We start from the raw sequence: 24,134 nt of genomic DNA, 5'->3' as shown, positions 1-24,134 counted from the left end.
ACCAGGGGAACAAAGCCGCCCCACGCCGAATCCAAGAGAGGTCAGTGGTCGTCGCGAACGACCGCGGGTGTCGCGAGGCGGAGGACGGCATGGAACGACTCGATACGGGCGCACTGGCGGCCCGGACTGCGCGCATGTTGGAGCACCTCGCCGCGGCGGCGGGCAAGAGGGCGCTGGCGGAGACCGAGTCGCGGCTGCGCGAGGCGGCGCGCAGGCTCGCCGACGGCCGGATCGTCGTCGTGGTCTGCGGCGAGTTCAACCGCGGCAAGTCCAGCCTCGTCAATGCCCTGGTGGAGCGGAAGGGTCTCCTCCCCGTCGATGTGCTGCAGACCACCAGTGTGGTCACCACGGTGGGCTGGGGTCCGCAGGCGCAGGCCACGGCCCGGTTGCGCGACGCGGGCGGCGAGACCGAGGCACGGGCGATCCCTCTCGACGAGATAGCGCAGTACGTGACGGAGAGCGCGAACCCGGGCAACCGGGCCCGGGCCGAGCTCATCGAAGTGCTGCTGCCCCACCCGAAGCTGGCCGACGGCGTCACCCTGGTCGACACACCGGGCGTGGGGGGCGTGTTCCCCGAGCACACCGCGATGACCACGGGGTTCCTCGCCTCGGCCGACGCGGTGGTGTTCGTCGCCGACATGACCTCGCCGCTGACGGCGAGCGAACTGCGGTTCCTGGGGCATGCCGTCACCGCGACGGACTCCGGCCCCGACGAGGACGGGCTGCTCGTCGTCCTCACCCGGGCGGACCAGGCCGCCCCCGCCGACCGGCGCGAGATGCTGGCCAACACATGCGCGAAGCTCGCCGAACTGACCGGCCGGCCCACGGGTGACACCTCCGTCCTGCCGGTCTCGACGCGCCTCAGGCTCCGGTACCTGGACTCCGGTTCCGACGCGCCGGACGAGGACAGCGGCTACCCGCTGTTCGAGGCCGTCCTCTGGAGGGGCTTGCGGCGGCGCCGCGCCCGGTTGCTGCTGGCGCGCCCCCTGGAGGAGGCCGGTGCCGCGGTGCAGGCGCTGCTGAGCCCGCTGACGGCGGAACAGGAGGCGCTCGCCCGGGAGACGGACGAGACACTCTCCCGGATGCGGGCGGAGGCCGAGGCCGGCCAGCAGCGCATCACCGAGTTGAGGAGCACCGGGGCGCAGTGGCGCACGGCACTGCGGTCGCAGCTCAGGGATCTGCGCAGGGATCTGGTCATGGCCCTGCACGACGAACTCGACACCGTGTGGCAGCGCGTGTGCACGGAGTACCTCTACGACGAGGCTCTCCAGGACGACACGGACGAACTGGCCGCGCAGGTGTCCGCGGCGTACGCGGCGGTGGCCGGCGCCACGGCGCGCCGCGCGGAGTCCGAACTGAACGCGCTGGTCACCGGATTCGCACAACGCCATGGCATCGGTCTCAGTCCCACCGCGAACAGCCGGATCGACGCCGTCGGCCCGCTACGGCTGGAACCGGACCTCGGCGCCGAGGAGCAGCCCGGCAAGGTCATGCCCATCGGCCGTGACGGTGCGTTCGGGGCCTCGATGGGGGCGGCGATCGGCGGCACCGTGTTCGGCCCGTTGGGCGCGGCGATCGGGGCCGCGGCCGGGCTGCTGGCGGGCCTGCTGCGTGGGGTCAAGGCCGCCCGCCACCAGGAGCTGCAGACGCGTCGCCGGAACCTGCGGGACCAGCTGGGCATGGCCCGCGGACGCCAGCAACGGGTCATCGTCCACGGGCTCGGCAACCTGCTGGAAACCGCGGCCGACCGGGCGGAGCAGGAACTCGACAGCCTGCTGCGGCAGCAGACCGAGACCGTGGGCGACACCCTTGAACGGTTGAAGGCGACCGCCGAGGCCACGCGCGAGCAGGCCCGCGCCCGTCACGAGACGCTGGCGCAGGAGCACACGGAGCTGCTCGCCGCCGGGCAGGAGGTGGCCCAGCTCGCGGCCCTGGTCACCGAACTCGTAACGGAAGCCGACACGGACCTGCCGCCGGCACCCGGAGCGACTCCCGGCACCACGGGACCGGACCCGGGAACGGGGCGGGACACCGGGCCGCGCCCACAGCCCGGCACGGAGCCGGAAGCCGGGCCTGAAGCGTGAGCGACTCCGCGGCTCTCCGCCAAGCCGCACTGGACGTCCTCCGGGACACAGCGACCACGGACGGTCTGCCGGAGGCCTTTCGCCGCACCCTGGCCGACCAGGCCGACCGGCTGTCCGCACCGTTCTCCGTGGCCCTGGTCGGCAGGGTCAGCGCGGGCAAGTCCACCCTGGTCAACGCGCTGCTCGGCGAGCGGATCGCACCGACCGGGGTCACTGAACTGACGATGACGGTCAACCGATTCCGCCACGGCGCCGAGCCCTTGCTGACCGTGCGTTATCTGGACGGCACCGTGACCCGGCACCAGCACCTGTCCGAACTGGAGGCGCTCACCGTACGGTCGGCGGACGATCCCGATCGGCAGGCGACGCTACGGCGGATCGACCACCTGGAGACCTGTCACCCGCACGGACAGCTCGCCGGACTGGAGATCATCGACACCCCCGGCCTCGACTCCTTCACCGGCCCGGAGTCGGCGTCCACACTGCGTCTCCTCGGCCGGACCGGACAGGACCTCACCGACTCGACCCTCGCGGAGAGCGCGCGGGCCGACGCCATGGTCCTGACGTTCACCGCGCGCGGCGCCCACCGGGACGACATACGGCTCACCGCCGAGTTCATGACCCAGGTTCCCGGCCTCGGCCCGCTCAACACCGTCGGTGTCCTCAACAAGGTCGAACTGCTGTGGGACCCGGACGACGCGCCCGATCCGATGCGGCCCGCCGGGCGGCTCGCCGACCAGCTCATGAGCACGGCGGGGACCTCCCGGCTGCTGTACTCGGTGGTCCCGGTGGCGGGACTGCTCGGCTCCGGGGCTGCCTGTATGGACGCCACCGACCTCGCCGGCCTGTCGCGGCTGGCCACGACGACGGCTCCTCGGCTGCTGGCCGAACGTGCGGCCCACAGCGACGCGTTCACCGGCCCGGACACCGGTCTCCCGCTCTCCCCCGGGGAGCGTGCCCGGCTGTTCGGGCGCTTCGGCGGCTGGGGTGTGGTGGAGGCGTGCCGGTTGCTGCGCGAGGGAGCCGACACCGTCGGCACGCTGCGGGGCGAACTCCTCCGGGTGTCCGGCGTCGACGCGCTGCGCGCCCTGCTGCGCGACCACTTCGGCGGCCGCGCCGATCTCATCAAGGCCGCGCAGGCGTTCCGGACCGTGCCGCGTCTCGCCGAGCTGACCGCCCGGTCGCTGCGTAGTGAACCGGCGCGGGCCGTGGAGGCGGTGGCCGGGGCGCTGACCGCCGTGGAACTGCGGCACTCCCAGGCGTACGCGGAACTACGCGCGCTGCGCGACCACTTCGAAGGACGGCTCGGGCTGCCTGCCGAGCAGACTGCGGAGCTCCTCCGGGTGACCGGCGAGCACGGCACCGGCGCGGCCGCCCGGCTCGGACTGCCCGCCGAAGCGGATCGCGCACTGCTGCTCCGCACGGCGCGCGCCCGGTTGGACCACTGGCACGCGGAGCTGTCGGCACCTACGGCGTACGGGGCCGCGCGTCAGGCGCAGTCGACGATGCGCCAGGCCTACGAGGTTCTCCACCACCGCATCGCCTCCGGGCAGGAAGGAATGGCCGAATGAGCCCGACCGAAACTCCCGCGGAAGCGGTCCTGGTAGTCGACTTCGGGACGACGACCACCCAGGCGGCTCTGGTGGAGGGGGACTCGCTACGCATCCTGCACGAGCCGGCCACCGGGGCGGTGTTCTGGCCCTCCTCGGTGCTCGCCGACGGGGCGGGCGGACTTCTGGTCGGTTCCCCCGCCGAGCGCGGCAAGCGGCTGCGCCCGTCCCGCTACCGCTCGGAGATCAAGCGGGACCTCGGCAGTAGCGTGCCACTCCTGGTCGACGGAAGTCCCTGCCCGGCGACGGCGCTGGTGAGCGCCGTACTGCGGGCGGTCGCCGCCGAGGCACACCGCATGCTGGGCCGGCCGCCGCGCCATGTGCTCCTCACCGTCCCCGCCGCGTACGGCCCCGCCGATCCGCGCCGCGACGCGATGATCCTGGCAGCGGCCGACGCAGGGCTCGACCGGGCGGAACTGCTCGTGGAGCCGGTGGCGGCGGCGTACGCCCATCCTGTGGGAGCCCGGTTCGCCGCCGGGGACGTGATCCTCGTGCACGACTTCGGAGGCGGCACCTTCGACGCCGCCGTGGTGCGGATCGGCGCCGCGCGGCATGAGGTGCTCGGCCACGCCTCGTTGGAGGACTGCGGGGGCCGGGACCTGGACGCGGCTCTCCTGCGGCACCTGACCGAACGCCACTCGGGTCTGTCCGGGGTGCCGGGGGACGCCGACGAGGTGACGGCGCTGCGAGGCGGGATCGCCACGGGCGACTTCGTGCGCGAGCTGAAGCACGACCTCAGCACCGCCGGCCAGGTGGAGGATCTCTCCCCCGGCGGCGAGGTCGTACTCCTGGAGCGCGCCGTACTGGACTCCATGGCGGATCAGCTGCTCGGCCGGACCGTGGAATGCTGCCGCGACCTGCTCGCGAAGGCGGATGTCCGGCCGGAGGGGCTCGCGGCCGTGCTGATGGCGGGCGGCAGCAGCCGCAGCCCGGTGGTCCGGGAGCATCTCGAACGGGCCCTGGGCATCCCGGTGCGGCACGTGGAGAACCCCCAGCTCGCCGTGGTGCGGGGGGCGGCGGCCTGGGCCTCGCGGGCCCCGTCCCGTGATCTGCGGCCCACCGCCGGGCCGCCCGGGACACAACCTCTGGCATGGACGGTGCCCGGGGGCTCCGGGGTCTTCCTCGGTCCGGTGGTCGCGGAGGGCGAGCCGTACGAGGCAGGCGCCGTGGTCGCGGACGTACGGTCGGTCGAGGGCACCCTGCACCGGCTGCGCGCGGAGCGCCGCGGCGAGATCCGGCGCTGGCACGCGGAGCCGGGCGGGCGGTTTCTCTCGGGGGACTGGCTGGTCACGACGGCACAGGCGGCGCCGGATGCCCATGCGCCACTGCTGCGAGCAGCCGCGGACGACGTCATGGCGATCGGATGGACCAGGGAGGGGACGCTGAGGCTGGCGTTCCCGCACGGTGTGCGGGAATGGGACGAAGGCGCGAGAGCGCGAACGGTCGCGGCGTACCGCCTGCCGCAAGGGGAAGCGCGATTTGAACCCGGGGGCGAGTCATTGGTGGTGGCCGACCTGGACTCCCGGACCGCGCTCCGTCTCGCGCTGAACAGCCGACGGACAGGGAGTGAGCGGGTCGGGCTGGTTCCCTCCGGCTGCGCCCGAGGTGTCCGCGTCGTGCAGGCGCTGCCCGTGGGCCCGGACCACCTGGCCGTGGCCGTCACACAGAATCCGGACGCGCCGAAGCCGTCGGTCTCCCTCTGGACCATCGACACCGTTCGCGGTGAAGGCCGGCGCGTGCTGAACCTGACGGCCCGGAAGACCGCGGTACCCGAGCGGCTGCTGATGGGGGCGTGCTCAGGGAGGCGCGAGGTCGTCTGGGCGTCGAAACAGGCCGCTGTCGCACTTGTGGCGTGTGGCGAGGGCGCTGGGCGGATCGTCGGGGAGAGGCCCCTCACCCTGCGCAGGAACCTGCGGATAGCGGCTGTCCACCCCGACGGCCCGGTCGCGGTGACCGAATCGTCCCCGCACGGCCGGTCCGCGACCACCGCGACGATCCGAGTCGGTGAGGCGGAGCTGACGACAACTGCGCCGACGGTCCTGGAGTTCTCACCGGACGGCCGGATGCTGGCGATCGCGCTGCGGACCGGCTGGTGCCGGATCGTGGACAGCACGTCCTGCTCCCCCATCGCCGAACTCGCCCACTCCCCCGCCCCGATCACCCATCTCGCCTGGTCCCACGACGGAACCCGACTGGCTCTGGCCGGTGGCGGAAAAGTATCCGTGTGGAGCGGGGAACTTTTCCGCCCTTAGCCCGATCTATGGGCCATCGGGCGTCGGTTCTCCGCCAAGCGGTCGGCGGACGTGACCGACGAGGGCACACCTGTGGGGGGTCGGTGTTGGGGAACGTGACGTCGCAGGACCTGACGGGTCTGAGCGACGAGGAACTCGTACCACGCGCGGTGCAGGGCGACCGGCACGCGCTCGAACAACTACTGCGTCGGCATCGCACCACGGTACTGACCGTGTGCGCGGGCATCACCGGCAACCGGGAGGACGCCCTGGACGCCTGCCAGAACGCGCTGATCCGCGTGACCGGCGCCATCGGAGGGTTCCGCTCCGAGGCCCGCTTCACGACGTGGCTGCGCGCCATCGCCGTCAACGCCGCGAAGGCCGAGATCGCGCAACGGGGCCGTCGTCCGTGCCCCGTCGGCGACGACTTACTGCCCACGGAGCCCGTCCGGGCAGTGGACGGACGCGTCACCGACGGTCTGCGCGTGCAACAGGCCCTGGCCGCGCTGGACGTCGACTTCCGCGCGGTCGTTGTCCTGCGGCATCTGTGCGGGTGCAGCTACGAGGAGATCGCGCATGTGCTCCGGATACCGATGGGCACGGTCAAGAGCCGGCTGTCCCGGGCGCGGCTGGATCTGCTGGAGCTGCTCCGGCTGGAGTGAACCACGACCACGAGGAGACCGAGATGAACGAGGAACGGCGGGACCGCCTGCCGAACTCCCCGGAACCACCTGACACGGACCCGGACACGGTGGCCACGCCCGAGATCCTGGCCCGGCTGCACGCCCTGCTCACCGTCCTGCCCCTGCCGGAGATCGACGACGTGTCCTGGGACGCGCTGGTCGCCGACGCGCTGGACCACATGCCCGCCCGTCAACTCTGAAGCACTTCCGAACCCCCGGCCCGAACGAAAGGCGGCTCCCGCCCCATGGCGCACGAACCCGTCCTCGCCATCGACTTCGGTACCTCCACCTCGGCCGTGGCGCTGCTCGCCGACGGCCGGGTCCGCATGGTCAAGGAGCCCTCCGGCGACTCCTGGGCGTGGCCCTCGGCCGTGTCCTGGGAGGGTTCACGGCTGCTGGTCGGCACACCGGCCGAGCATCGCAAGGCCATGTACCCGTCGTCCTTCCGCAGCGAGTTCAAACGGAACCTGGGCGAGAGCACCCCACTGGTGCTCGGCGACGCCTCCTATCAGGCGCAGGAGTTGGTGACCGCGCTGCTCCGCGCCATGCGGGGGGAGGCGGAACGGCTCTACGGCCGGCCCATCACCCGGGCCGTGCTGACCTGCCCCGCCTCCTACGGCCCCGGTGACCCGCGCCGCGGCCTGCTCATCGGCGCCGGCGAGGCGGCCGGTCTCACCGCCGTCGATCTGCTGCCCGAGCCGGTGGCCGCGGCGTTCGCCCCGCTGGCCGGAGCCGCCTTCGAACCGGGACGCCTGGTTCTGGTGTACGACTTCGGTGGCGGCACCTTCGACGCGGCACTGATCAGGACGGCGGCGCAGGGCGACCCGGACGGGACCGTGGAGGTGCTGGGACACGCGGCACTGGACGACTGCGGCGGCCACGACATCGACGTCCTGCTCGCGGAGGAACTCGTACGGCGCGGTGGTGCCGCGCTCTCGTCCTGGCTGCACCCGGGAGTGGAGCAGGACGACGAGAAGAGTGGCGGCAAGACGGCCGGAAGGTCCTCCGGGAAGTCCTCCGGCCCGGCGGTGAACGCGGAGGACGGGCTGCGGCGCGCTCTCGATCTGGGCGACTTCGCGCACCGGTTCAAGCACCGGCTGAGCGTGGAGGCGGAGATCGAGGACTACTTCCGCTCCGCTGGCCTGCCCGTCGGCCTCGACCGCGCCCGGCTGGCCGAACTCACCGCGCCCCTCGTCACCCGAACCGTCGCCTGCTGCCGGGACCTGCTCGACCGCTGCGGTCAGAACGCCGACCGGCTGGCGGCCGTCCTGCTGGTCGGCGGCTCTACCCGGATGCCTGCCGTCAGGGACGCGCTGGAGCAGGCGTTCCCCGGGCTGCTGCGCGGCGTGGAGGACCCGGAGCTGGCGGTGGCGCAGGGCGCGGCCGCGTGGGCGGGGGCGGCCACCGAGCGGTACTCCGTCGCCGGGCGGCCCGCCGGGTTCACCGTCCCGCTCTCCTGGGAGTTGCCGGGAGGAACCGGGAAGCTGCTGCAGTGGTATGTGGGTCCCGGCGACGACTACCCCGCCGACGCGATGTTCGCCCTGGTCCGGCTGACCGACGGGGGGCTGTGGGAACTACGCGGGGACGGGCACCCCGGTACGGTGGCCCAGCTGCACTCGGAGGCCGGCTCCGAGGTCTCCTCCGGCGACTGGCTGGTCACCACGGGACGGGGCGAGCCGACAGGGCGGCGGCGCGGCGCCCGCGCGGGCGCCATGCCGTCGTGGGAGGACCTCGCGCCCCCACCGAGCACGGCCCTGCCGATCGGTGACGGCGCCACGGCCTTCGGACGCGTTCTGCTGGTGCCCGGCGGCCGCCATGTCGTGACCCAGTACGGCGAGGGGACGGTGTGCTGGGAACGGAGCCCGGACGGGCTCAAGCTGCTGTGGGAGCTGCCCTCGGTGTTCCGGGTGATGTCCGCCGGATCCTCGGGGTCGCTTCTGGCCGTCGTACCGATGGAGGGCGGCGGCCACGCCCAGAGGGTCGACGTGGTCGACGTCGTCTCCGGTGAGGCACAGGGATCCGTCCCCTTCGACGGGTCCTGCCTCACGGCCACCCTCTCCTCCGACGGCACCCGGCTTGCCGTACTCAACAATCAGCAGTTGCTCCGGATCTCCGGCCTGGCCGGCGGGGAGGTTCTCGGCGAGACCGATCTGTCGGTCTACAGCATGGCGGGCGAGCAACTGGTCCTCGACCCGGCGCTCGGGTTCGCCGCGTTCCCCGTCGGCAGCCAGGTGATCGTCTGTCACGTACAGGGTCGTCAGCTCGCGCAGCCCCGGCACCTCACCGTCAACGCCCCGGGCAAACTGCTCGCCCTGCCGGCTACGGCCGGCTTCGCTTCGGGGGCGAGTGACCCGCAAGCGGTGGACGTGTGGAGTTTCGGCGGTCACGCCCTGCGCCTGCGGGACCCGGCCCTGGTCCAGCCGCATCTCCTGGCCGTCAGCGCGGACGAACGTCTGCTCGCGGCCGCCGACCCCGGCGGCGTCATCGCGGTCTGGGAACTTCCGCCTCCCGCGCCGGCGACAGCCGACGCACCGCTGGAAGTCCCCTGCTCCACACAGCGCATGCTGCTCCCCGGCCCCCTCCACGACCTGGCCTTCGGAGCGGACACCGCCGCCCTGATCGCCGCCACCGACCGCGAGATCCACGTCTGGGATCTCTGACCTGTGACCAGAGGGGATCTCCGACCTGGGATCTCCACCCGGAGGAGAGGACGGCAATGGCCGACTACGAGTCCATCCGCGATGAGATCCTGACCGTCTTCGACACCATCGTCGAGGTGGCCCGGCACCGGGCCGCCGAGCAGACGGCGGACCGGCTGTACGGGGCACAGGAGCGGCTGCGCACCGGCGAGCTGACCGTGGTGGTGTGCGGGGAGTTCAAACGCGGCAAGTCCAGCCTGCTCAACGCCCTGCTGGACCGCCCCAACATCCTCCCCGTCGACCACTACTTCGCCACCTGCATCGCCGCCACGATCCGCCGGGGGGAGACCGAGGCCGCCGATGTCACCCTGAAGGCGCCGGACGGCTCCCTCGTCGTACGCCCCATCAGGCTCGACCAGATCGGCGAGTACGCGGCCGAGAGCGGCAGCCGGAAGGACGAGGCGGTCCTCCTCGACCTGAGGCTGGACTCGCACCGCCTCAAGTCCGGCCTGGTGCTGGTGGACACCCCCGGAGTCGGGGGCGTCTACCACGAGCACACGCTGGTGACACAGGAGCAGCTGCCCACCGCCGACGCGATCGTCTTTGTCGTATCGGCCGAGGAACCGCTCACCGAGAGCGAGACGGTCTTCCTGCGCGAGGCGGCGCACGCCGTGAAGGCCGCCGACCACCCGGACGCGATGTTCTACGTGCTCACGAAATCGGACCGGAGGGCGGACATCGACACCGACCTCGCCGCCAACCGCAGGAAGATCGCCGCGATCACCGGCAGGTCCCCGGACGACGTGCTGATCGTGCCGGTCTCCAGCAAACTCAAGCAGCAGTACCTGGCCGGCATCGGCGGCGGCGATCCCGAGCTGCGCGCGGAGCTGCTCCACAACTCCGGTTTCCCGCAGCTCGAAGAGGTCCTCTGGGCGCGGCTGGCCCGCCACCGCGCCCGGGTCCTGCTCGGCGGCGCGCTGGGCGAGGCGGACGCGGCCGTCCGTACGCTGCTGGATCCACTGCTGGCGGAGGAGAGCGCGCTGCGCGACACCAGCAGGGTCCGGCTGGACGAACTCAACCGGGAGACGGAACGGGAGTCGGCGCGGCTGGCGGAGCTGTCCTCCGGTGCGGCTCCGTGGCGCAAGCGCCTGGAGGACGAACTGGACGGGCTGCGCGCCAAGGTGAGCGAGCGCACGGCGCGCGAGTTCGACCGGGTGTGGAGCCGGGCGGAGACGGAGTACCTCTCGGTGCGCATGCACCTGGAGCAGCCCGACCTGCTGGCCCTGCGGGTCAACGGCGACCTGGGCATGGCCCGTACGACGGTCTCCGAGTGGGCGGCACGGCGGGCCGCGGAACTCCAGCGGGGGCTGGCCCGGGACATCGGCCTGGAGCTGGGCGGCAGCGAACTCGGTGAGATGCCGGCGCCGCCCGTGGTGGACCTCGCCGCGTTCGGACGGCTGCACCGGCCCACCGAGCGTGTGGAGCACGTGAAGCCGGCCACCTATCGCAGGGAGACCAGGACCCGGGAGAAGAAGCGGGCCTCCGGACCTCCGCCGTCCGGGTTCTGGAACAAGGTCAAGCACGGCTGGAACCGGACCAAGGACTTCTTCTCCCCGGTGTACGAGACTTATGAGAAGAAGGTGCTCGACACCCCGGAAGAGCGTTGGTACGAGACGGTCGAGCGGGAGATCCCGGAGCACGTCATCGAGCAGCGGCGCCGTGAGCTCGCCGACTCCGTCCAGCGGGCCCGGCGCGACCAGGCGCCCCGGATCGAGCAGGCCGCGCAGGAGGCGATCGGCGAGTTCTCCAGGGACATCACGGCCGAGTTGGACAGCCGGATCGCCCGCGAACAGGAACGCACCGCCGACACCCTGCAGCGGCTGAAGCAGAGCGCCCGGCGCACCGCGGAGGAGGCGACCCGGCGGCTGGGCGAACTCGGCACCGAACAGCGGCCGCTCAAGGACGGCCGCGAGCGGATCGCCGCCCTGGTGCACGCGGTCAACCGGCTCGCCGAGGGGCGGCCCGGCTCCGGACCGGACGCGGAGGGCGAAGCGGCATGAGCGACGGCCTGACCGACCGGGTGAAGGCGGCATTCGACTCCGCACTCCGGCTGATGGCCCGTGGCGGCGGCTCCGCGGAGGTGCTGCGGGCCGCGTTCGAGGCGGAACGGGAGCGCGCCGGGAAGAAGATGAGTGTCGCCGTGGTCGGCCGTATCAGCACCGGCAAGTCCACGCTGGTCAACGCGCTGATCGGCGAGGAGCGGGTGGCCACCGGTTCGCAGGAGCTGACCTTCAACGTCAACCGGCTGCGGTACTCCGAGACGCCCCGGCTGCTGGTCCGCTACAAGGACGGCCGCCCCTCGGTCCCGTACACGCCCGACCGGCTGGAGGAGCTGACGGCGCGCCGGGAGGAGCATCTGGAGGAGCTACGGGGCATAGCGGAGGTCGTGGTCGAGATCCCGGCGCCGTATCTCGAGGACTTCGAGCTCATCGACACCCCTGGGCTGGACTGCGTCTTCGGTGAGGACTCGCTCAACACCATGGAGTTCCTGCGGCTGCGGCCGGAGGACGTGATGGACGCCAGCCTCCGCCACGCCTCGGCCGCGGACGCCCTGATCCTGGTTCTCCCGGTGCGTGGTCCCTCCCGGACCGACGCCGATGTCGTCGCGCAGTTCCTCGGCCCCGACTTCGCCACCTCGACACCCCTGACGACCCTGGGAGTGCTCACCAAGTGTGAGTACCTGTGGGAGGAGGGCGGCCCGCATCCGCTGGTGCTGGGCCGCCGCCAGGCGGACCGCATCATGAAGGACGCACCCGGCATGCGCAGGCGGCTCTTCGATCTGACGCCGGTGTGCGGGCTGCTCGGCCAGGCGGCAGCCACCCTCGACGAGAAGACCGTCACCGACTTCGACGCACTCGCGCAGGCCCCGGCGGCGACCCTGTCGCTGCGGCTGGCGGACGCCAAGATGTTCGTGAACGCCGGGGACGGTTTCCCGCTCGACGCGGCGCGGCGCCGGGTCCTGTGGAACCGCTTCGGGCCGTACGGCATCCACACCGTCTGCGGACTGGTGCGGGACGGTGTACGGGATCCAGCGAAGCTGCGCACGACCCTCCTGGACGACAGCGGGCTCACCGGCCTGCGGAGCAGACTGACCGACCACTTCGGCCACCGCTCCGCGCTGCTGAAGCTCGACGGATCGCTGGAACGCATCCGGCGGATGCCCAGGGACCTGGCGGCCGGCGCCGGGCCCCGCGAGCGGTCGCTGCTGGATGCGGCCATCGGCGGCTTCGAGGCTCTGGCCCTGAACGAGCCGGGCTTCGCGGAGCTGCGGACCCTGCGTGAGCTGTACACCGGGCGGCTGCGGCTGGGCCCCGAGGAGAGCGGGGAACTACGCCGTGCCCTGGGCGAGTTCGGCCGCCGACCGGCCGCCCGGCTGGGACTGCCCGAGGACGCCGGCACCGACGCGCTGCGTACGGAAGCGCGGCGCCGGCACTCCGTCTGGCTGGTGCGCTGGCAGTCCGGGACGCTGTACGGCGCGACCCGCGAGGCGGCGCGGACGGTCGTACGCGGCTACGAGCACCTGCTGCACGAGCTGGACGGGCCGGACGCACACGGGCGGTCCCGGGGCGGCCGGGAGGTCTGACGCGGGAGGCCGTTCCCGTACTCGCCGTCTGCTCAGCCGTCGTCGCCGCGGACCACGGTCACCAGCCACTCCCCGTCCCGCACACGGTCGCCGGGGCGGGCGTGGTGGTCCCGTACCCGCCCCGCCGACGGTGCCGACAGATGGAGGAGCGAGCCGTCCTCGGCCCGCACCCGGCCGAGCACGGTACCCGCTTCGTACCGGGCACCCGGCGCCACGTACCAGTCGAGGAGGGTCGAGGCGCCGGGGGGCAGGGGCCAGCACAGCGGGGTGCGTCCGGGAACGGGGCCGGTCGCCGCGACGGTGCGCACCGTCCTGGCCCTTCCCCAGGCGGCGGCCCCTTCCGCGACGGCGGTGCGCGGATCCTCGGCCCGGTGCACGGGCAGTCCGAGTGCTTCCTCCACATGGGCCGCCAGCCCGGGCAGCCGACTCGATCCCCCAACGACGACCACGGCGTCGGCCTTCGGCGGGCGGCCGGAGGAGTCCAGGAGAGCGGTCTCGGCGAGCAGCCGTGCGCAGCATCGGGTCGTGAGTTCGTAGAGCGGCCGGGCGAGTTCCAGGACGCGGTCCCGGTGCAGGGTGAAGGTGCGCTCGGCCGGCGTGAACACGTCGGACGGGGCGCTCTCGGCGGCGAGCCGGTGTTTGAGCTGCCGGGCGAGGTCGAGCAGTTCGATGCGGTGACGCAGAGCGCGGACGGTCGGCTCGGCGTCGGGCGGCGGGAGGAGTTCGTCCAGCTCGGGACCGCCCTGCGCCCGCAGTTCGGCGAGGACGATGCCGTCGACGTCCCGTCCCCCGCATTCCACACCTCCGTGCGCGAGGACCGTGTGCTCCCCGTCGTCGCCGTCCTCGCCCTTTCCGGCCGCCAGACGCACCAGCGCCGTGTCGAACGTGCCTCCCCCGAAGTCGTGCACCAGGACGGTGGTGCCCGGTGGCAGGGAGCCGCCGGCCAGGGGTGCGAGGGCCGCGGCGACGGGTTCGGGGCACAGCTCCACACCGGGCAGACCGGCCGACCGGGCGGCGCCGAGCAGTTCCCCACGCCGCGGATCGGCGGGGCCGTACGCGGCGGGAACGGTCAGCACGGTTCGGCTGACGGGACCGCCGCCCACCCGTTCGGCCTCGGCCCGTACGGCCTGGAGGAGAAGAGAGACGAGGAGTTCGGGCCGGTGTCCGCGCCCGGCCAGGTCCACGGGCGTGCCCCGGCCCAGGGTGCACTTGATCTCGTCCCGGTACGCGGCCGGAGCGAGCCGGCGGCGCCGCTCGGCCGCGGTACCGACGTACGGCATGTTGCCGTCGAACAGCACGGCGGACGGCCAGCACCATCCGTCGCCGACGGGCTCGCGCAGCCGGTGCACGGTCCCGCCCCTGACGAGCGTGGCGCAGGTGCTGGTGGTGCCGAAGTCGACGGCGAGGACGGATTCCGTGCTCGTACCGCTCATGGGGCTGTCTCCTGCCGCTCGTCGCTGCGGAAGACGCTGTCGGCCACGGGCGGGGCAGCGGTCCGGGTCAGCGTCCAGATGACGGTCGTGCCGTCCGTGAGCCCGGCGGCCAGCCGGCTGCCGTCGGGAGCGAAGGCGAGGCAGAGGGCCTCGTCCTCCACCGGAAGGGTGCGCAGGAGCCTGCCGTCCTCGAGGCTCCATATCGCCACCCCCTCCGCCGGGGTGCAGGTGGCGAGCAGGCCGGTGGCGGAAGAGCAGGTGAAGAAGGTGACGCCCCGCGCCGGAATCTTCAGGACGCTGTCGGGGCGGTGGCCCGCGACGAACAGGGCGGCCGGTGTGGCGAAGACGGTGAGCCGGGCGCGCTCGCCGAACAGGTCGTCGTACGCGTCCGCCAGTTTGGCGAAGTCGTCCTGATCTTCGAACTCCTCGAACTTCCGCCAGAAGGAGGGACTGCTCAGTGCGGCGATCTCGTCGTCCAGCAACGCCAGCACGGGGGGTATGCCGTCCGGCAGGCTGTCGGAGTCCTCCGGCTCGGCTTCCTCCCAGGTGTCCGTGAACCACATCGCGTCGAAGTCGATGTCGTCCGGCTCCACCGCGACCAGCAGTCCGCCGTCGTCGGTGAAGACGAGGTCGCCACCCTCGCTTAGTGCCTCCTCCTCGAACACGGGCGTCTCCTGCTCGTGGTCGAGCACCACCAGTCCGCCGGCCAGGTCCCTGGCAGCGGCCAGCGGTCGCGTGGGCGAGAAGGTGACGGCGGTGACGTCGTCGCCGAGTTCCGCGGAGGCACGCTCGCCGCCGGTCCCCAGGTCCCAGACGCTCACCGAGCGGTCCGCGCCGCCCGTGCCGAGGAAACGGCCGTCCGGACTGAAGGCGACGGCGGTCACGGCCTCCGCGTGTGTACGCCAGACGGCCCGTCCCGAAGGAGCGGGCATACCGGCCCCGGCCACCGGCCGGTCCGCGCTCACGGTGACCAGCCAGTCCCCGGTGAACACCTCGTCGTCCACGGCGGCATGCCAGGCGGTGACGCGGCCACCGGTATCCGCCACCAGCTGGTGCAGGGAACCGTCCGGCACCCGGACCCGGGCCAGCAGATCGCCCTCCGCGTACGCCGACCCCGCCTCGATCCGCCGTTCGACGAGAACGCCGCGGCCTCCGGGCAGATCCCAGGTGAGGGGCACCGCTCCGGTGGCGGGGCGGCGAGGGCGGGTGGTGCGGCGCGCGCTGTACACGGCCCGGACACAGGCACCCCGCACGACCGCGTGCGAGGGCCGCTCCACGGTGCCTAGCGGGATGCCGAGCCGGTGGGTGAGATGGCCCAGCACCACCGGGCTGCCCCCGCCGCCGCCCGCCGGGAGCACCGCGGCGACCCGGCCCGGCTCCACGCGAGCGGTGGCCATGACCTCCTCGCAGCACACCACGGCACGGTCGAGGAACGGTGCCGCGATCTCGGCGAAGCGGGCGGCGCCCCCCGCTTTCAGCAGACGGTCCCAGTACGCCTGTCCCCCGTCCGCATCGCCGTTCCGCGGACGGCCCCACGGTCCGTCGTCAGCGGGACCCGCGAAGCCCGGGGCGCCGTCCGCGCGGAGCGTGGCCGAGACCGCGCCCTCGATGTCCCGCATCCCGCAGCCGTCCAGCGTGAGATGACCGACGAGGTCGTGGTCGGCCCGGCCGGGGCCGCGCATGCGGACGAGTGCCGCCGTGAAGGTCGAGCCGCCCAGGTCGTGGACGAGGACCAGGTCACCGTCCCCCAGCCGTCTCCCGTCCCCTAGGGCGAGGACCGCGGCGACCGGTTCGGCCAGTAACTCGACCGTCGTGAGCCCCGCCCGCCGCGCGGCGGAGAGCATCCCCGCGCGACGCGGATCCACGGCGCCCGTTCCCGCCGGGACGGTCAGCAGGGCCGTGGTCACGGGCCGGTCCGCGATCGTCTCCGCCTGGTCCCGCAGTACCCGCAGGAGCGCCCCCACCAGTTCGTCCGGCAGCCAGGACCGGTCCCCCGCCCGGATCCGGGCCCGGCGGCCGAGGTCTCCGGGCAGCTCGCCGCGGAGCGCTTCCGGCCGCTCGCGGCCCCGTTGTACGGCGGCCCGTCCGACGAGGAGGCCGGTCCCGTCCGCGAACACCGCGGTGGGCCAGTCCGCCGCGGTGCCGACGGGGTCGCGGAGCATCCGTATCCGGGTGCCGATGAGGAGTGCGGCCCGAGTGGCGGTCGCCCCCATGTCCACGCACAGCACCGGTTCCTCCACCGCCGCACCCCCGCCCGTGTCAGCCGGCCCGGTGGCCGCGCCCGGTCTACATGGATCCGGGCCGGACGCGTTTTGTTCCCTGTCGCTCGTGATCGTCATGTTCTTCGTCGGGTGTGCCGTCATCCGCCGGAAGCGTCAGTTGTGCACATGGGCTTGCACGACTCCCGCCCCACGGGCTGAACTTGGGCATATGAGTCAGCCCGAGTGGCCCGCCGGCCGGCGCGGTGCGGGTGCCCTGCTGCCCCGGCTGCCCGCCGCCGCCGTCGCGGAACTGCGGGGCATCGGACGCCGGGTGACGTATCGCCCGGGCGCCGCCCTGCTCACCGAGGGGGAACGGTCGCGGCACGCCCTGCTGCTGTGGGCGGGCTGGGTCAAGGTCGTGGCCGCCCGAGGCCGCCCGCAGCCGACGCTGCTCGCCCTGCGGGGCCCGGGGGACATGGTGGGAGAGCTGGGGGCACTGGACGGCCGTCCGCGCACCGCGTCGGTCCTGGCCGTGTCCCCGGTGACCGCCCTGCTGGTCGCGGAGAGCGATCTGCACGGCTGGCTCCGCCGGGCCCCGGAAGCCGGCTTGGTGCTGCACCAGTACATGAGTTCCAAACTGCGCGAGGCGACGCACTTCCGGTTGCGGGCGACGGACCCCGTGGAGATGCGGACGGCCGGGCTGCTGCGTTCACTGTCCGGCTCGTACGGCAGCGAGGAGGCGGGCGGCACACTCATCACCGCGCCGCTCACCCAGCAGGAGATCGCCGCGCTGGTCGGCGCGTCCCGCGCCCAGGTGCAGCGCGCGCTCGCCGCCCTGCGCGGCGCCGGGGCCATCAGCACCGGGTACCGGAGCATCGTGATCCTGGACGGGGACGGTCTGGCCCGTCTGGCGGGGGAGGCCGGATGAACGCGGAAACGTCATGGCCGGGAGCGGGAACGGCGTGGCCGGGAGGCGTCAGGCGGCTGGCGTTCGTGGTGGACACCGCGGACTCCGGGGCCCGCACGGTGCCCCGGCAGGCAGCCGCCCAGGAGCGGCTGTTGCGCGCCTTGGAAGAAGCGTGCGCGGCGGCCGGGGTCGACCGGGGCACCTGTGACCGGCAGGACCGTGGCGACGGCGAGTTGCTGATCCTGCCGCCCGGGGTGGTGGAGACGACGGTGGTGCCGGAACTTCTGCGGGTCCTGACGGTGTCGCTGCGGCGCGACAACCTGGGCCGTACGGAACCCGAGCGGCTGCGGGTACGGACCGCGGCCGCGGTCGGCATCGTGCACCGTTCGGCGCTGGGCTTCGCGGGCGACGGCGTCGTCGAGGCGTGTCGGCTGGTCGACGCGGGCGCACTGAAGGAGGCCTTCCGCGCGGCGCCCTGGGCGGAGGTGAGTTTCGCGGTCGGCGAGGAGCTCTACGGGGATCTGGTACGGCACGGCTACGACGGCCTGCCCCCGGACAGCTTTCAGCCGCTGACGCCGGTCGTGGACGGACGCCCCTTCCGCGCCTGGCTGAGTCTGTTCGGACCCGGCGGGGAACTGTCCCCCGGTCCGGACCGGCCCGCCGCCCACAACCGGCCGCCCGGCAGCGCCCCGGTGGAGGTCTCCGCGTCGCGGGCCGCGGGCAGGTGGATCGAACCACGGTTCGATCTCGGGGCGCCGTTCACCACCGCGGCCCTCTGGGGGCTGGAGCACCGGGGCGGTCTGGGCGAGGGCACCGAGGGACACGAGGATCACGAGGACGACGACCGGGCGCCGGGCGGGTCGACGGCCTCCGGCTCGTCCGGCCACCGGGCCGTACAGCAGGCGCGTCACGGGCACATGGTCGATCCGGAGGATCCGTTGGAGCAGCAGGACGTGTTCCACGGCTCCGACATCGGCGCGGGCGAGGACAACGGGGCCACCACGGCGGACCGTTGGGAAGGCGGCGAATCCTCCCTGCCCGATGACGAGGACTGGCCCTGAGCCGTCAGCTGTCCCAGCAGCGCGGACCCGCCGAGAAGCAGTTCGCAGCGCACAGCCGCCTCGGGAATGCTCAGCGCCATGGCCGTCTCCTGGCACGTCAGCCCGATCCGGTACCGCAGCACGATCACGGCACGCGTCCCGGCGTGCAGAACGATCAGCGGGGGCCCACCCGGCGGGCGGGAACCCACCTCTGGAGTCCGGACCGGTCCGGCCGGGCGGGCCCGTCGCATGGCAGCCGACGCGACCGCTCCGAGCAACCGGACCCGGTCGGCCGTCACATCCTCCGCGCAAGCCGCCCTCAGCCCGTCCCGCAGCGCATCTCGTACGTCGCCGACACCGCCGCACGTGATGAGCGCGGCCAAGGCGACAAGCTCGCCGCGCTCGAAGTCGATCCGTCGTGCGGCTTCCCTCTCGTCGATGCGCATGGCTCTCCTGTCTGTGCCCACGGGCGGAACCGGCTCTGCCCAGGACGGTAGGGCGCGGCCGTTCGCCCCCGCACGGGCAAATGCCTCGCATGAGCCTGTGCCGCGCGGAGAGCCGATGCGGAGCCTCAGTCCTCGTCGAGGGGCTGCGGGCAGGGGTCCGGTGCGAGGGCGTTGTGGTCGTGGATGTAGTCGTCCATGGACAGATAGCCCTGGTGATCGGCGGCCTCGATCACATCGTCGGAGGTGTACTCCCCGTCGTCCCAGGTATCGATCGTCGGTTCCGTCATGTTCCTTGGACTCCGGGAGGCAGGCCGATGTTCCCGGGAGCCACGAGCCGGGCCCGGCAGCATTGACAGCGGCGAGGAGGAGATCACAGAATCCTCCCATGGCCACCTCCTGGTTCGACTCGACGCCGGCGCACCTCTGTTGCCCGGATCGAACCGGGTGTGAGCGCTCCGGTCGATGACCGGCCGCCGCTGAGCCCTCTGCTCGCGGCACACCCCGAGCGCGTCGGCGCCCTGCGCCGCGGACGGCACGCCGCGCTCACCGGCAGTCGCCTCGCCCTGTTTCCATCCACGCATCCCCTGATCAGGTCCGTGTCCACGCCTTTCCTGATCGGGACCGGCCCCCAGGAGACATCTCCATGACCGCCACGGCCGCCGGACGGGCAGCCATTCTTCGCGAAGCACGTATCCCGGGCGACGGGATCTACGAGGGCACGCGCATCCTGCGCCGGCTGCCCGACGGGTGGGAGGAGCGGCCCTACGAACTGTTCGACGTGGTCCCGCAGGCCAGCACGATCGGCGCCGAGATCAGGGGCGTCGACCTCGCGCGCCCGCTCACACCTCACGTGCGCCATGAGCTGAACCGCGCCCTGCTGGAGTGGAAGGTCCTCTTCTTCCGCTCCCAGCACCTCACCAGCGACCAGCAGCGGTCCTTCGCCCGCAACTGGGGCGAGCTGGAGACCAATCCGCTGCTGGCCGCCGGTGCGAGCGAGGACGTGGTCCGGTTCGACAGGAGCGGCGCCACCACCCCGACCTTCGAGAACGTCTGGCACACCGACGTCACCTTCCGTGAGCGCCCCGCACTCGGCGCCGTGCTGCAACTGCGCGAGGTGCCTACGTTCGGCGGCGACACGATGTGGGCGGACATGGCCGCCGCCTACGACAACCTCCCCCAGGAGGTGAGGGACCGCGTCGACGACGCCCGTGCCGTGCACGACTTCATCCCCGGCTTCGCCCGCTTCTACGCCGCCGACCGGCTCGCCCCCTTCCAGGACCTGTTCCCGCCCGTGGAGCACCCCGTCGTGCGCACGCATCCCGAGACCGGACGGCGCATGCTGTTCGTCAACACCTCGTTCACCACCCGCATCACCGGCATGGACCGCGACGAGAGCGACCGGCTGCTGCGGCTGCTGTTCCAGCAGGCGCACGTCCCGGAGTACCAGGTGCGCTTCCGCTGGCAGCCCGGCGACATCGCGTTCTGGGACAACCGCGCCACCCAGCACTACGCCGTCAACGACTACGGCTCCGGGCGCCGCATCGCGGAGCGCGTCGCCATCGCCGGCGACCGTCCCCGCTGATTCGACGCGTTCCGCGACGCGGCGCCGGGACGCGCATCCATCTGGGCGAAGAGGTGCCCGCGAGAGAGGGCGTCCTCGGCCTCGTCGGGCAAGCCGATCGGTACCCGCACCGCATGATGGCGCCGATGCGGCTCTGGAAGTTCCGCACATTGGTCGCGAAAGCGATGTTTGTGGCGGCCCATGAAGGTCACCTGGCCTGAACGGGACCGGCGGGCTCCGGGCGCGGGCAGCGTGCCCGGTACGCCGCTGCTCCGTACGACGAAAGGCAGACTGATGACGGAGACCCCACCTGTCACCACGACCGATTCCGGCGCCCCGGTCGAGAGCGACGAGCATTCGCTCACCGTGGGACCTGCCGGTCCGATCCTGCTGCAGGACGCCTATCTGATCGAGCAGATGGCGCAGTTCAACCGGGAGCGGATCCCCGAGCGCCAACCGCACGCCAAGGGAAGCGGCGCTTTCGGCCACTTCGAGGTGACCCACGACGTGAGCGCCTACACGAAGGCGGCCGTGTTCCAGCCGGGGACCCGCACCGACCTGGTCACCCGCTTCTCGACCGTCGCGGGTGAGCGCGGCAGCCCGGACACCTGGCGCGACCCGCGCGGCTTCGCGGTGAAGTTCTACACCAGCGAAGGCAACTACGACATGGTCGGCAACAACACGCCGGTGTTCTTCGTGAAGGACCCGATGAAGTTCCAGCACTTCATCCGCTCCCAGAAGCGCCGCGCCGACAACAACCTGCGCGACCACGACATGCAGTGGGACTTCTGGACGCTCTCCCCCGAGTCCGCCCACCAGGTCACCTGGCTGATGGGCGACCGCGGCATCCCGCGGACCTGGCGCCACATGAACGGCTACACCTCCCACACCTACATGTGGATCAACGCCGCCGGTGAGCGGTTCTGGGTGAAGTACCACTTCAAGACCGACCAGGGCATCGAGTTCTTCACCCAGCACGAGGCCGACCAGATGGCGGCGGCCGACACGGACTACCACACGCGCGACCTCTTCGAGCACATCCGCGACGGCGACTTCCCCAGCTGGACCCTGCACGTGCAGGTGATGCCGTACGAGGAGGCCGCGAGCTACCGCTTCAACCCCTTCGACCTCACCAAGGTGTGGCCGCACGGCGACTACCCGCTGATCCCGGTCGGCCGTATGACGCTCGACCGCAACCCGACCGACAACCACGCGGAGATCGAGCAGGCGGCCTTCCAGCCCAACAATCTCGTCCCCGGCATCGGCCCCAGCCCGGACCGCATGCTGCTGGCCCGGCTGTTCTCCTACGCGGACGCGCACCGCCACCGGATCGGCGGCAACTACCAGCAGCTCCCGGTGAACGCCCCCGTCGCGGACGTCCACACCTACTCCAAAGACGGCGCGATGGCGTACCGGAAGACCACCGACCCGGTGTACGCCCCCAACTCCAAGGGCGGTCCCGCGGCCGACACCGCACGCCACTCGCCGCCCAGTTGGGAAGCCGACGGCGCCATCACCCGTGCGGCCTACGTCAGCCACCCCGAGGACGACGACTGGGGCCAGCCCCGCACCATGGTGCGCGAGGTCCTGGACGACGCCGCGCGCGACCGCCTCGTCGACAACGTCGTCGGTCATCTCCTCAACGGCGTCTCGGAACCCGTCCTCAAACGGGCCTTCGAGTACTGGTCGAACATCGACAAGACCATCGGCGACCGCATCGCCCAGGGCGTGCGCGCCAAGGCGGACGAGAAGGACCCGAAGGCCGCCGAGCAGAGCAATCCCGCACGGCGCGACATGCAGGACAAAGCCTGACACATAGGTTTCCCCATGGTGGGCTTCCGTCTTCCGGCACCGCCGGCACGGAAGCCCACTAGCCGTGCTCGCTTCCCGCTGTGGGAGCGGTGGGTGCGGTCCGGGCTTCGTCGGCGCCGTGCTTGAGCACATCGCAGGTGTGCTGGAACTCGTCCGTCAGCCGGGTGGCCTCGGCCATGAGGATGCCGTACGGCTGGGCGGGGTCGCTCAGCGGAAGGGAGCCGGCACGTGCTTCCTCCTCCAGCCGGTCGCGGCACTGCTGAGCCTGCGCGGCGGCTTCGCACAGCTGGTCGGCCTGGTCCTGCAGACGGTCTTCGTCGACCTGGCTGAGCAACTCGGCGATGTAGGCGAGGGAGGCCAGGAAGTCGCCGTAGGAGCGGGCGAAGTCGCCGTCCCCCTGGCTGCCGTCGGCGGCGTGCCACTGATCGAGGCTGCGGGTCGTGGAAGCCACCTGGTGGGAGACGCGTTCCAGGGCGTCGACGACGGCCTGGTAGCCGTCGAAGGACGTGCGGTGGCGATGACGGCGCCTCAGACGTCGCGGGTTGTAGAGGGTGCTCTCCCAGGCGGTGTGGACCGAGGACTGGGCCTGTTGCACGATCGGTGCGAGGTCGGAGGCGCGCCGGCGCCAGTGCCGGGTGCGTTCTTCGTCCAGCTTCCCTTCGCGCAGCGCCGGGTACATGTCGCCGACCAGGTCGCACAGCGAGTGGGCGAGGGTGTGGATGCCGTACTCGGCGCTGCGGTAGCGCAGGGGAGGCAGCACCAGCGTGTTCACCACGACGCCGATGCCGCAGCCGATCAGCACGAGCACGATGATCTGCCCGAGCTGGGACCAGCGCTGTGCGTCGCTGGTGGCCGAGACGTAGGTGGAGAAGGCGAAGAACGCCGCGGTGGCGACCTGGGAGCCCTGGGAGCCCAGGGGCCGCCACCGTCCGATGGCCAGGGCCGCCAGAGTCACCAGCACGAACGTGAGCAGGTGGGGGCCGGCCAGCAGGCCCAGCACCCCCTGCAGTCCCACACCCACGGCGACCGCACCGACGTAGCGCAGGGCCTGCACCAGCGACTGGTAGACGGTGACCTGCATGATCAGCACCGCGGAGAACGGCGCGAACGCCGGCGACTGCGCGGCCATGACATCGCGGGCGATCACCCATGCGACGGCGGCCGCGAGGGTGCTCTTGCCGATGAGGGCCAGGGTGTGCCGCTCGTGCCCGTCCGAACCCGCCCGTCCGAACCATTGCCTCACGCGGGCCGCCCGGCCCTGGGATGCCGCCCGTATGTGCTGCGCTTCCGCAGCGGCTTCGGCCATCTTCGCTCCCGTTCTCGTTTCCGCCTCGGCTGCCGGGCCACGGGGTACCCCGTGCAGGTCACGGCAGACGTGAAAGTGCGGGATGGCCGACGTCGAGGGGAGGCGATGCGCGCGCCGGCCCCGGCCGCTCCACCGAGTGCTCGTCGGCCTGACCGGCCGAACCGACGCACGGCCCGGACGCCCCCAGGACCGGCCCCTGCGGGTCCCACCGGAGGGCGACGGGCGGTTCGGGGTCTGCGGAGGCCGCATCGCCCCGTAGTCTTCGTGGTGACTACGGCGCCACATAGCGGGCGCGAAACCACTGGAGGCAACACCCCGTGCTGATTGCTCAGCGTCCATCCCTGGCCGAAGAGGTCGTCGACGAGTTCCGTTCCCGGTTCGTGATCGAGCCGCTGGAGCCGGGCTTCGGTTACACCCTCGGCAACTCTCTGCGTCGGACCCTTCTGTCGTCGATCCCGGGTGCGGCGGTCACGTCCATCCGTATCGACGGTGTCCTGCACGAGTTCACCACCGTGCCGGGCGTCAAGGAGGACGTCAC

At 72.3% G+C, this 24,134-nt stretch carries 16 protein-coding genes and 1 pseudogene; 13 read left to right on the top strand and 4 right to left on the bottom strand.

Translation table 11 applies throughout. The features are described 5' to 3' along the window. Positions 1 to 89 precede the first annotated feature (89 nt). From ACZ6I3_RS14330 to ACZ6I3_RS14295, 8 genes are all read left to right on the top strand, one after another. Complete coding sequence (locus ACZ6I3_RS14330) at positions 90 to 2,084, top strand: dynamin family protein (RefSeq protein ID WP_469414602.1); 1,995 nt, start codon at positions 90 to 92, stop codon at positions 2,082 to 2,084. Then, complete coding sequence (locus ACZ6I3_RS14325; protein ID WP_469414600.1) at positions 2,081 to 3,655, top strand: dynamin family protein; 1,575 nt, start codon at positions 2,081 to 2,083, stop codon at positions 3,653 to 3,655. Before ACZ6I3_RS14330 ends, ACZ6I3_RS14325 begins: the two co-directional genes overlap by 4 nt. Beyond that, positions 3,652 to 5,946, top strand: a complete 2,295-nt coding sequence (locus ACZ6I3_RS14320) for an Hsp70 family protein (protein ID WP_469414599.1) — start codon at positions 3,652 to 3,654, stop codon at positions 5,944 to 5,946. The genes ACZ6I3_RS14325 and ACZ6I3_RS14320 overlap by 4 nt, the downstream gene beginning before the upstream one ends. A 95-nt stretch (positions 5,947 to 6,041) precedes the next feature. Beyond that, positions 6,042 to 6,587 carry an RNA polymerase sigma factor gene (locus ACZ6I3_RS14315; RefSeq protein ID WP_469414598.1) on the top strand — a complete coding sequence of 182 codons (546 nt, stop codon included), beginning with the start codon at positions 6,042 to 6,044 and terminating at the stop codon, positions 6,585 to 6,587. Between the two features lie 23 nt (positions 6,588 to 6,610). Continuing rightward, positions 6,611 to 6,808: a hypothetical protein gene (locus ACZ6I3_RS14310; RefSeq protein WP_469414596.1), complete on the top strand. Its 198-nt coding sequence runs from the start codon at positions 6,611 to 6,613 to the stop codon at positions 6,806 to 6,808. Between the two features lie 45 nt (positions 6,809 to 6,853). Continuing rightward, positions 6,854 to 9,268: an Hsp70 family protein gene (locus ACZ6I3_RS14305; RefSeq protein WP_469414594.1), complete on the top strand. Its 2,415-nt coding sequence runs from the start codon at positions 6,854 to 6,856 to the stop codon at positions 9,266 to 9,268. Between the two features lie 56 nt (positions 9,269 to 9,324). Further along, on the top strand, positions 9,325 to 11,307 hold the full coding sequence (locus ACZ6I3_RS14300) for a dynamin family protein (RefSeq protein WP_469414593.1): 1,983 nt from the start codon (positions 9,325 to 9,327) through the stop codon (positions 11,305 to 11,307). Next, positions 11,304 to 12,890 (top strand): dynamin family protein, encoded by a 1,587-nt coding sequence (locus tag ACZ6I3_RS14295; protein ID WP_469414592.1) that lies wholly within the window; start codon positions 11,304 to 11,306, stop codon positions 12,888 to 12,890. Before ACZ6I3_RS14300 ends, ACZ6I3_RS14295 begins: the two co-directional genes overlap by 4 nt. A gap of 32 nt (positions 12,891 to 12,922) precedes the next feature. On the opposite strand, the gene ACZ6I3_RS14290 is transcribed toward ACZ6I3_RS14295, so the two are convergent. Beyond that, complete coding sequence (locus tag ACZ6I3_RS14290; RefSeq protein WP_469414590.1) at positions 12,923 to 14,323, bottom strand: Hsp70 family protein; 1,401 nt, start codon at positions 14,321 to 14,323, stop codon at positions 12,923 to 12,925. Beyond that, complete coding sequence (locus ACZ6I3_RS14285; RefSeq protein WP_469414588.1) at positions 14,320 to 16,686, bottom strand: Hsp70 family protein; 2,367 nt, start codon at positions 16,684 to 16,686, stop codon at positions 14,320 to 14,322. The genes ACZ6I3_RS14290 and ACZ6I3_RS14285 overlap by 4 nt, the downstream gene beginning before the upstream one ends. Positions 16,687 to 16,753: 67 nt before the next feature. Between ACZ6I3_RS14285 and ACZ6I3_RS14280 the strand changes: the two genes are divergently transcribed. Both ACZ6I3_RS14280 and ACZ6I3_RS14275 read left to right on the top strand, forming a co-directional pair. Then, positions 16,754 to 17,452, top strand: a complete 699-nt coding sequence (locus tag ACZ6I3_RS14280) for a Crp/Fnr family transcriptional regulator (protein ID WP_469414586.1) — start codon at positions 16,754 to 16,756, stop codon at positions 17,450 to 17,452. Further along, entirely contained in the window at positions 17,449 to 18,492 is a 1,044-nt protein-coding gene (locus tag ACZ6I3_RS14275; protein WP_469414585.1) for a hypothetical protein, read from the top strand. The genes ACZ6I3_RS14280 and ACZ6I3_RS14275 overlap by 4 nt, the downstream gene beginning before the upstream one ends. 550 nt (positions 18,493 to 19,042) lie before the next feature. On the opposite strand, the gene ACZ6I3_RS14270 is transcribed toward ACZ6I3_RS14275, so the two are convergent. After that, complete coding sequence (locus tag ACZ6I3_RS14270) at positions 19,043 to 19,204, bottom strand: hypothetical protein (RefSeq protein ID WP_469414583.1); 162 nt, start codon at positions 19,202 to 19,204, stop codon at positions 19,043 to 19,045. Between the two features lie 356 nt (positions 19,205 to 19,560). Here ACZ6I3_RS14270 and ACZ6I3_RS14265 point away from each other — a divergent pair, with 356 nt between their 5' ends. Then, positions 19,561 to 20,499 carry a TauD/TfdA dioxygenase family protein gene (locus ACZ6I3_RS14265; RefSeq protein WP_469414582.1) on the top strand — a complete coding sequence of 313 codons (939 nt, stop codon included), beginning with the start codon at positions 19,561 to 19,563 and terminating at the stop codon, positions 20,497 to 20,499. A gap of 273 nt (positions 20,500 to 20,772) precedes the next feature. Further along, positions 20,773 to 22,290, top strand: coding sequence for a catalase (locus tag ACZ6I3_RS14260; protein WP_469414580.1), 1,518 nt, complete (start codon positions 20,773 to 20,775; stop codon positions 22,288 to 22,290). A 58-nt stretch (positions 22,291 to 22,348) separates the two neighbouring features. Here the strand turns inward: ACZ6I3_RS14260 and ACZ6I3_RS14255 are convergent, their stop codons facing one another. Next, the gene (locus ACZ6I3_RS14255; RefSeq protein WP_469414579.1) at positions 22,349 to 23,596 is read right to left on the bottom strand and encodes an FUSC family protein; all 1,248 of its coding nucleotides are present in this window, start codon (positions 23,594 to 23,596) and stop codon (positions 22,349 to 22,351) included. Positions 23,597 to 23,913: 317 nt separating this feature from the next. Between ACZ6I3_RS14255 and ACZ6I3_RS14250 the strand changes: the two are divergent. Then, a pseudogene (locus ACZ6I3_RS14250) lies at positions 23,914 to 24,134 on the top strand (DNA-directed RNA polymerase subunit alpha); the annotation flags it as partial.

Source organism: Streptomyces sp. NPDC041940 (assembly GCF_055589465.1).
Note: the sequence above shows the minus strand (reverse complement) of the source record. Positions and strands in the feature narration are given on the sequence as shown.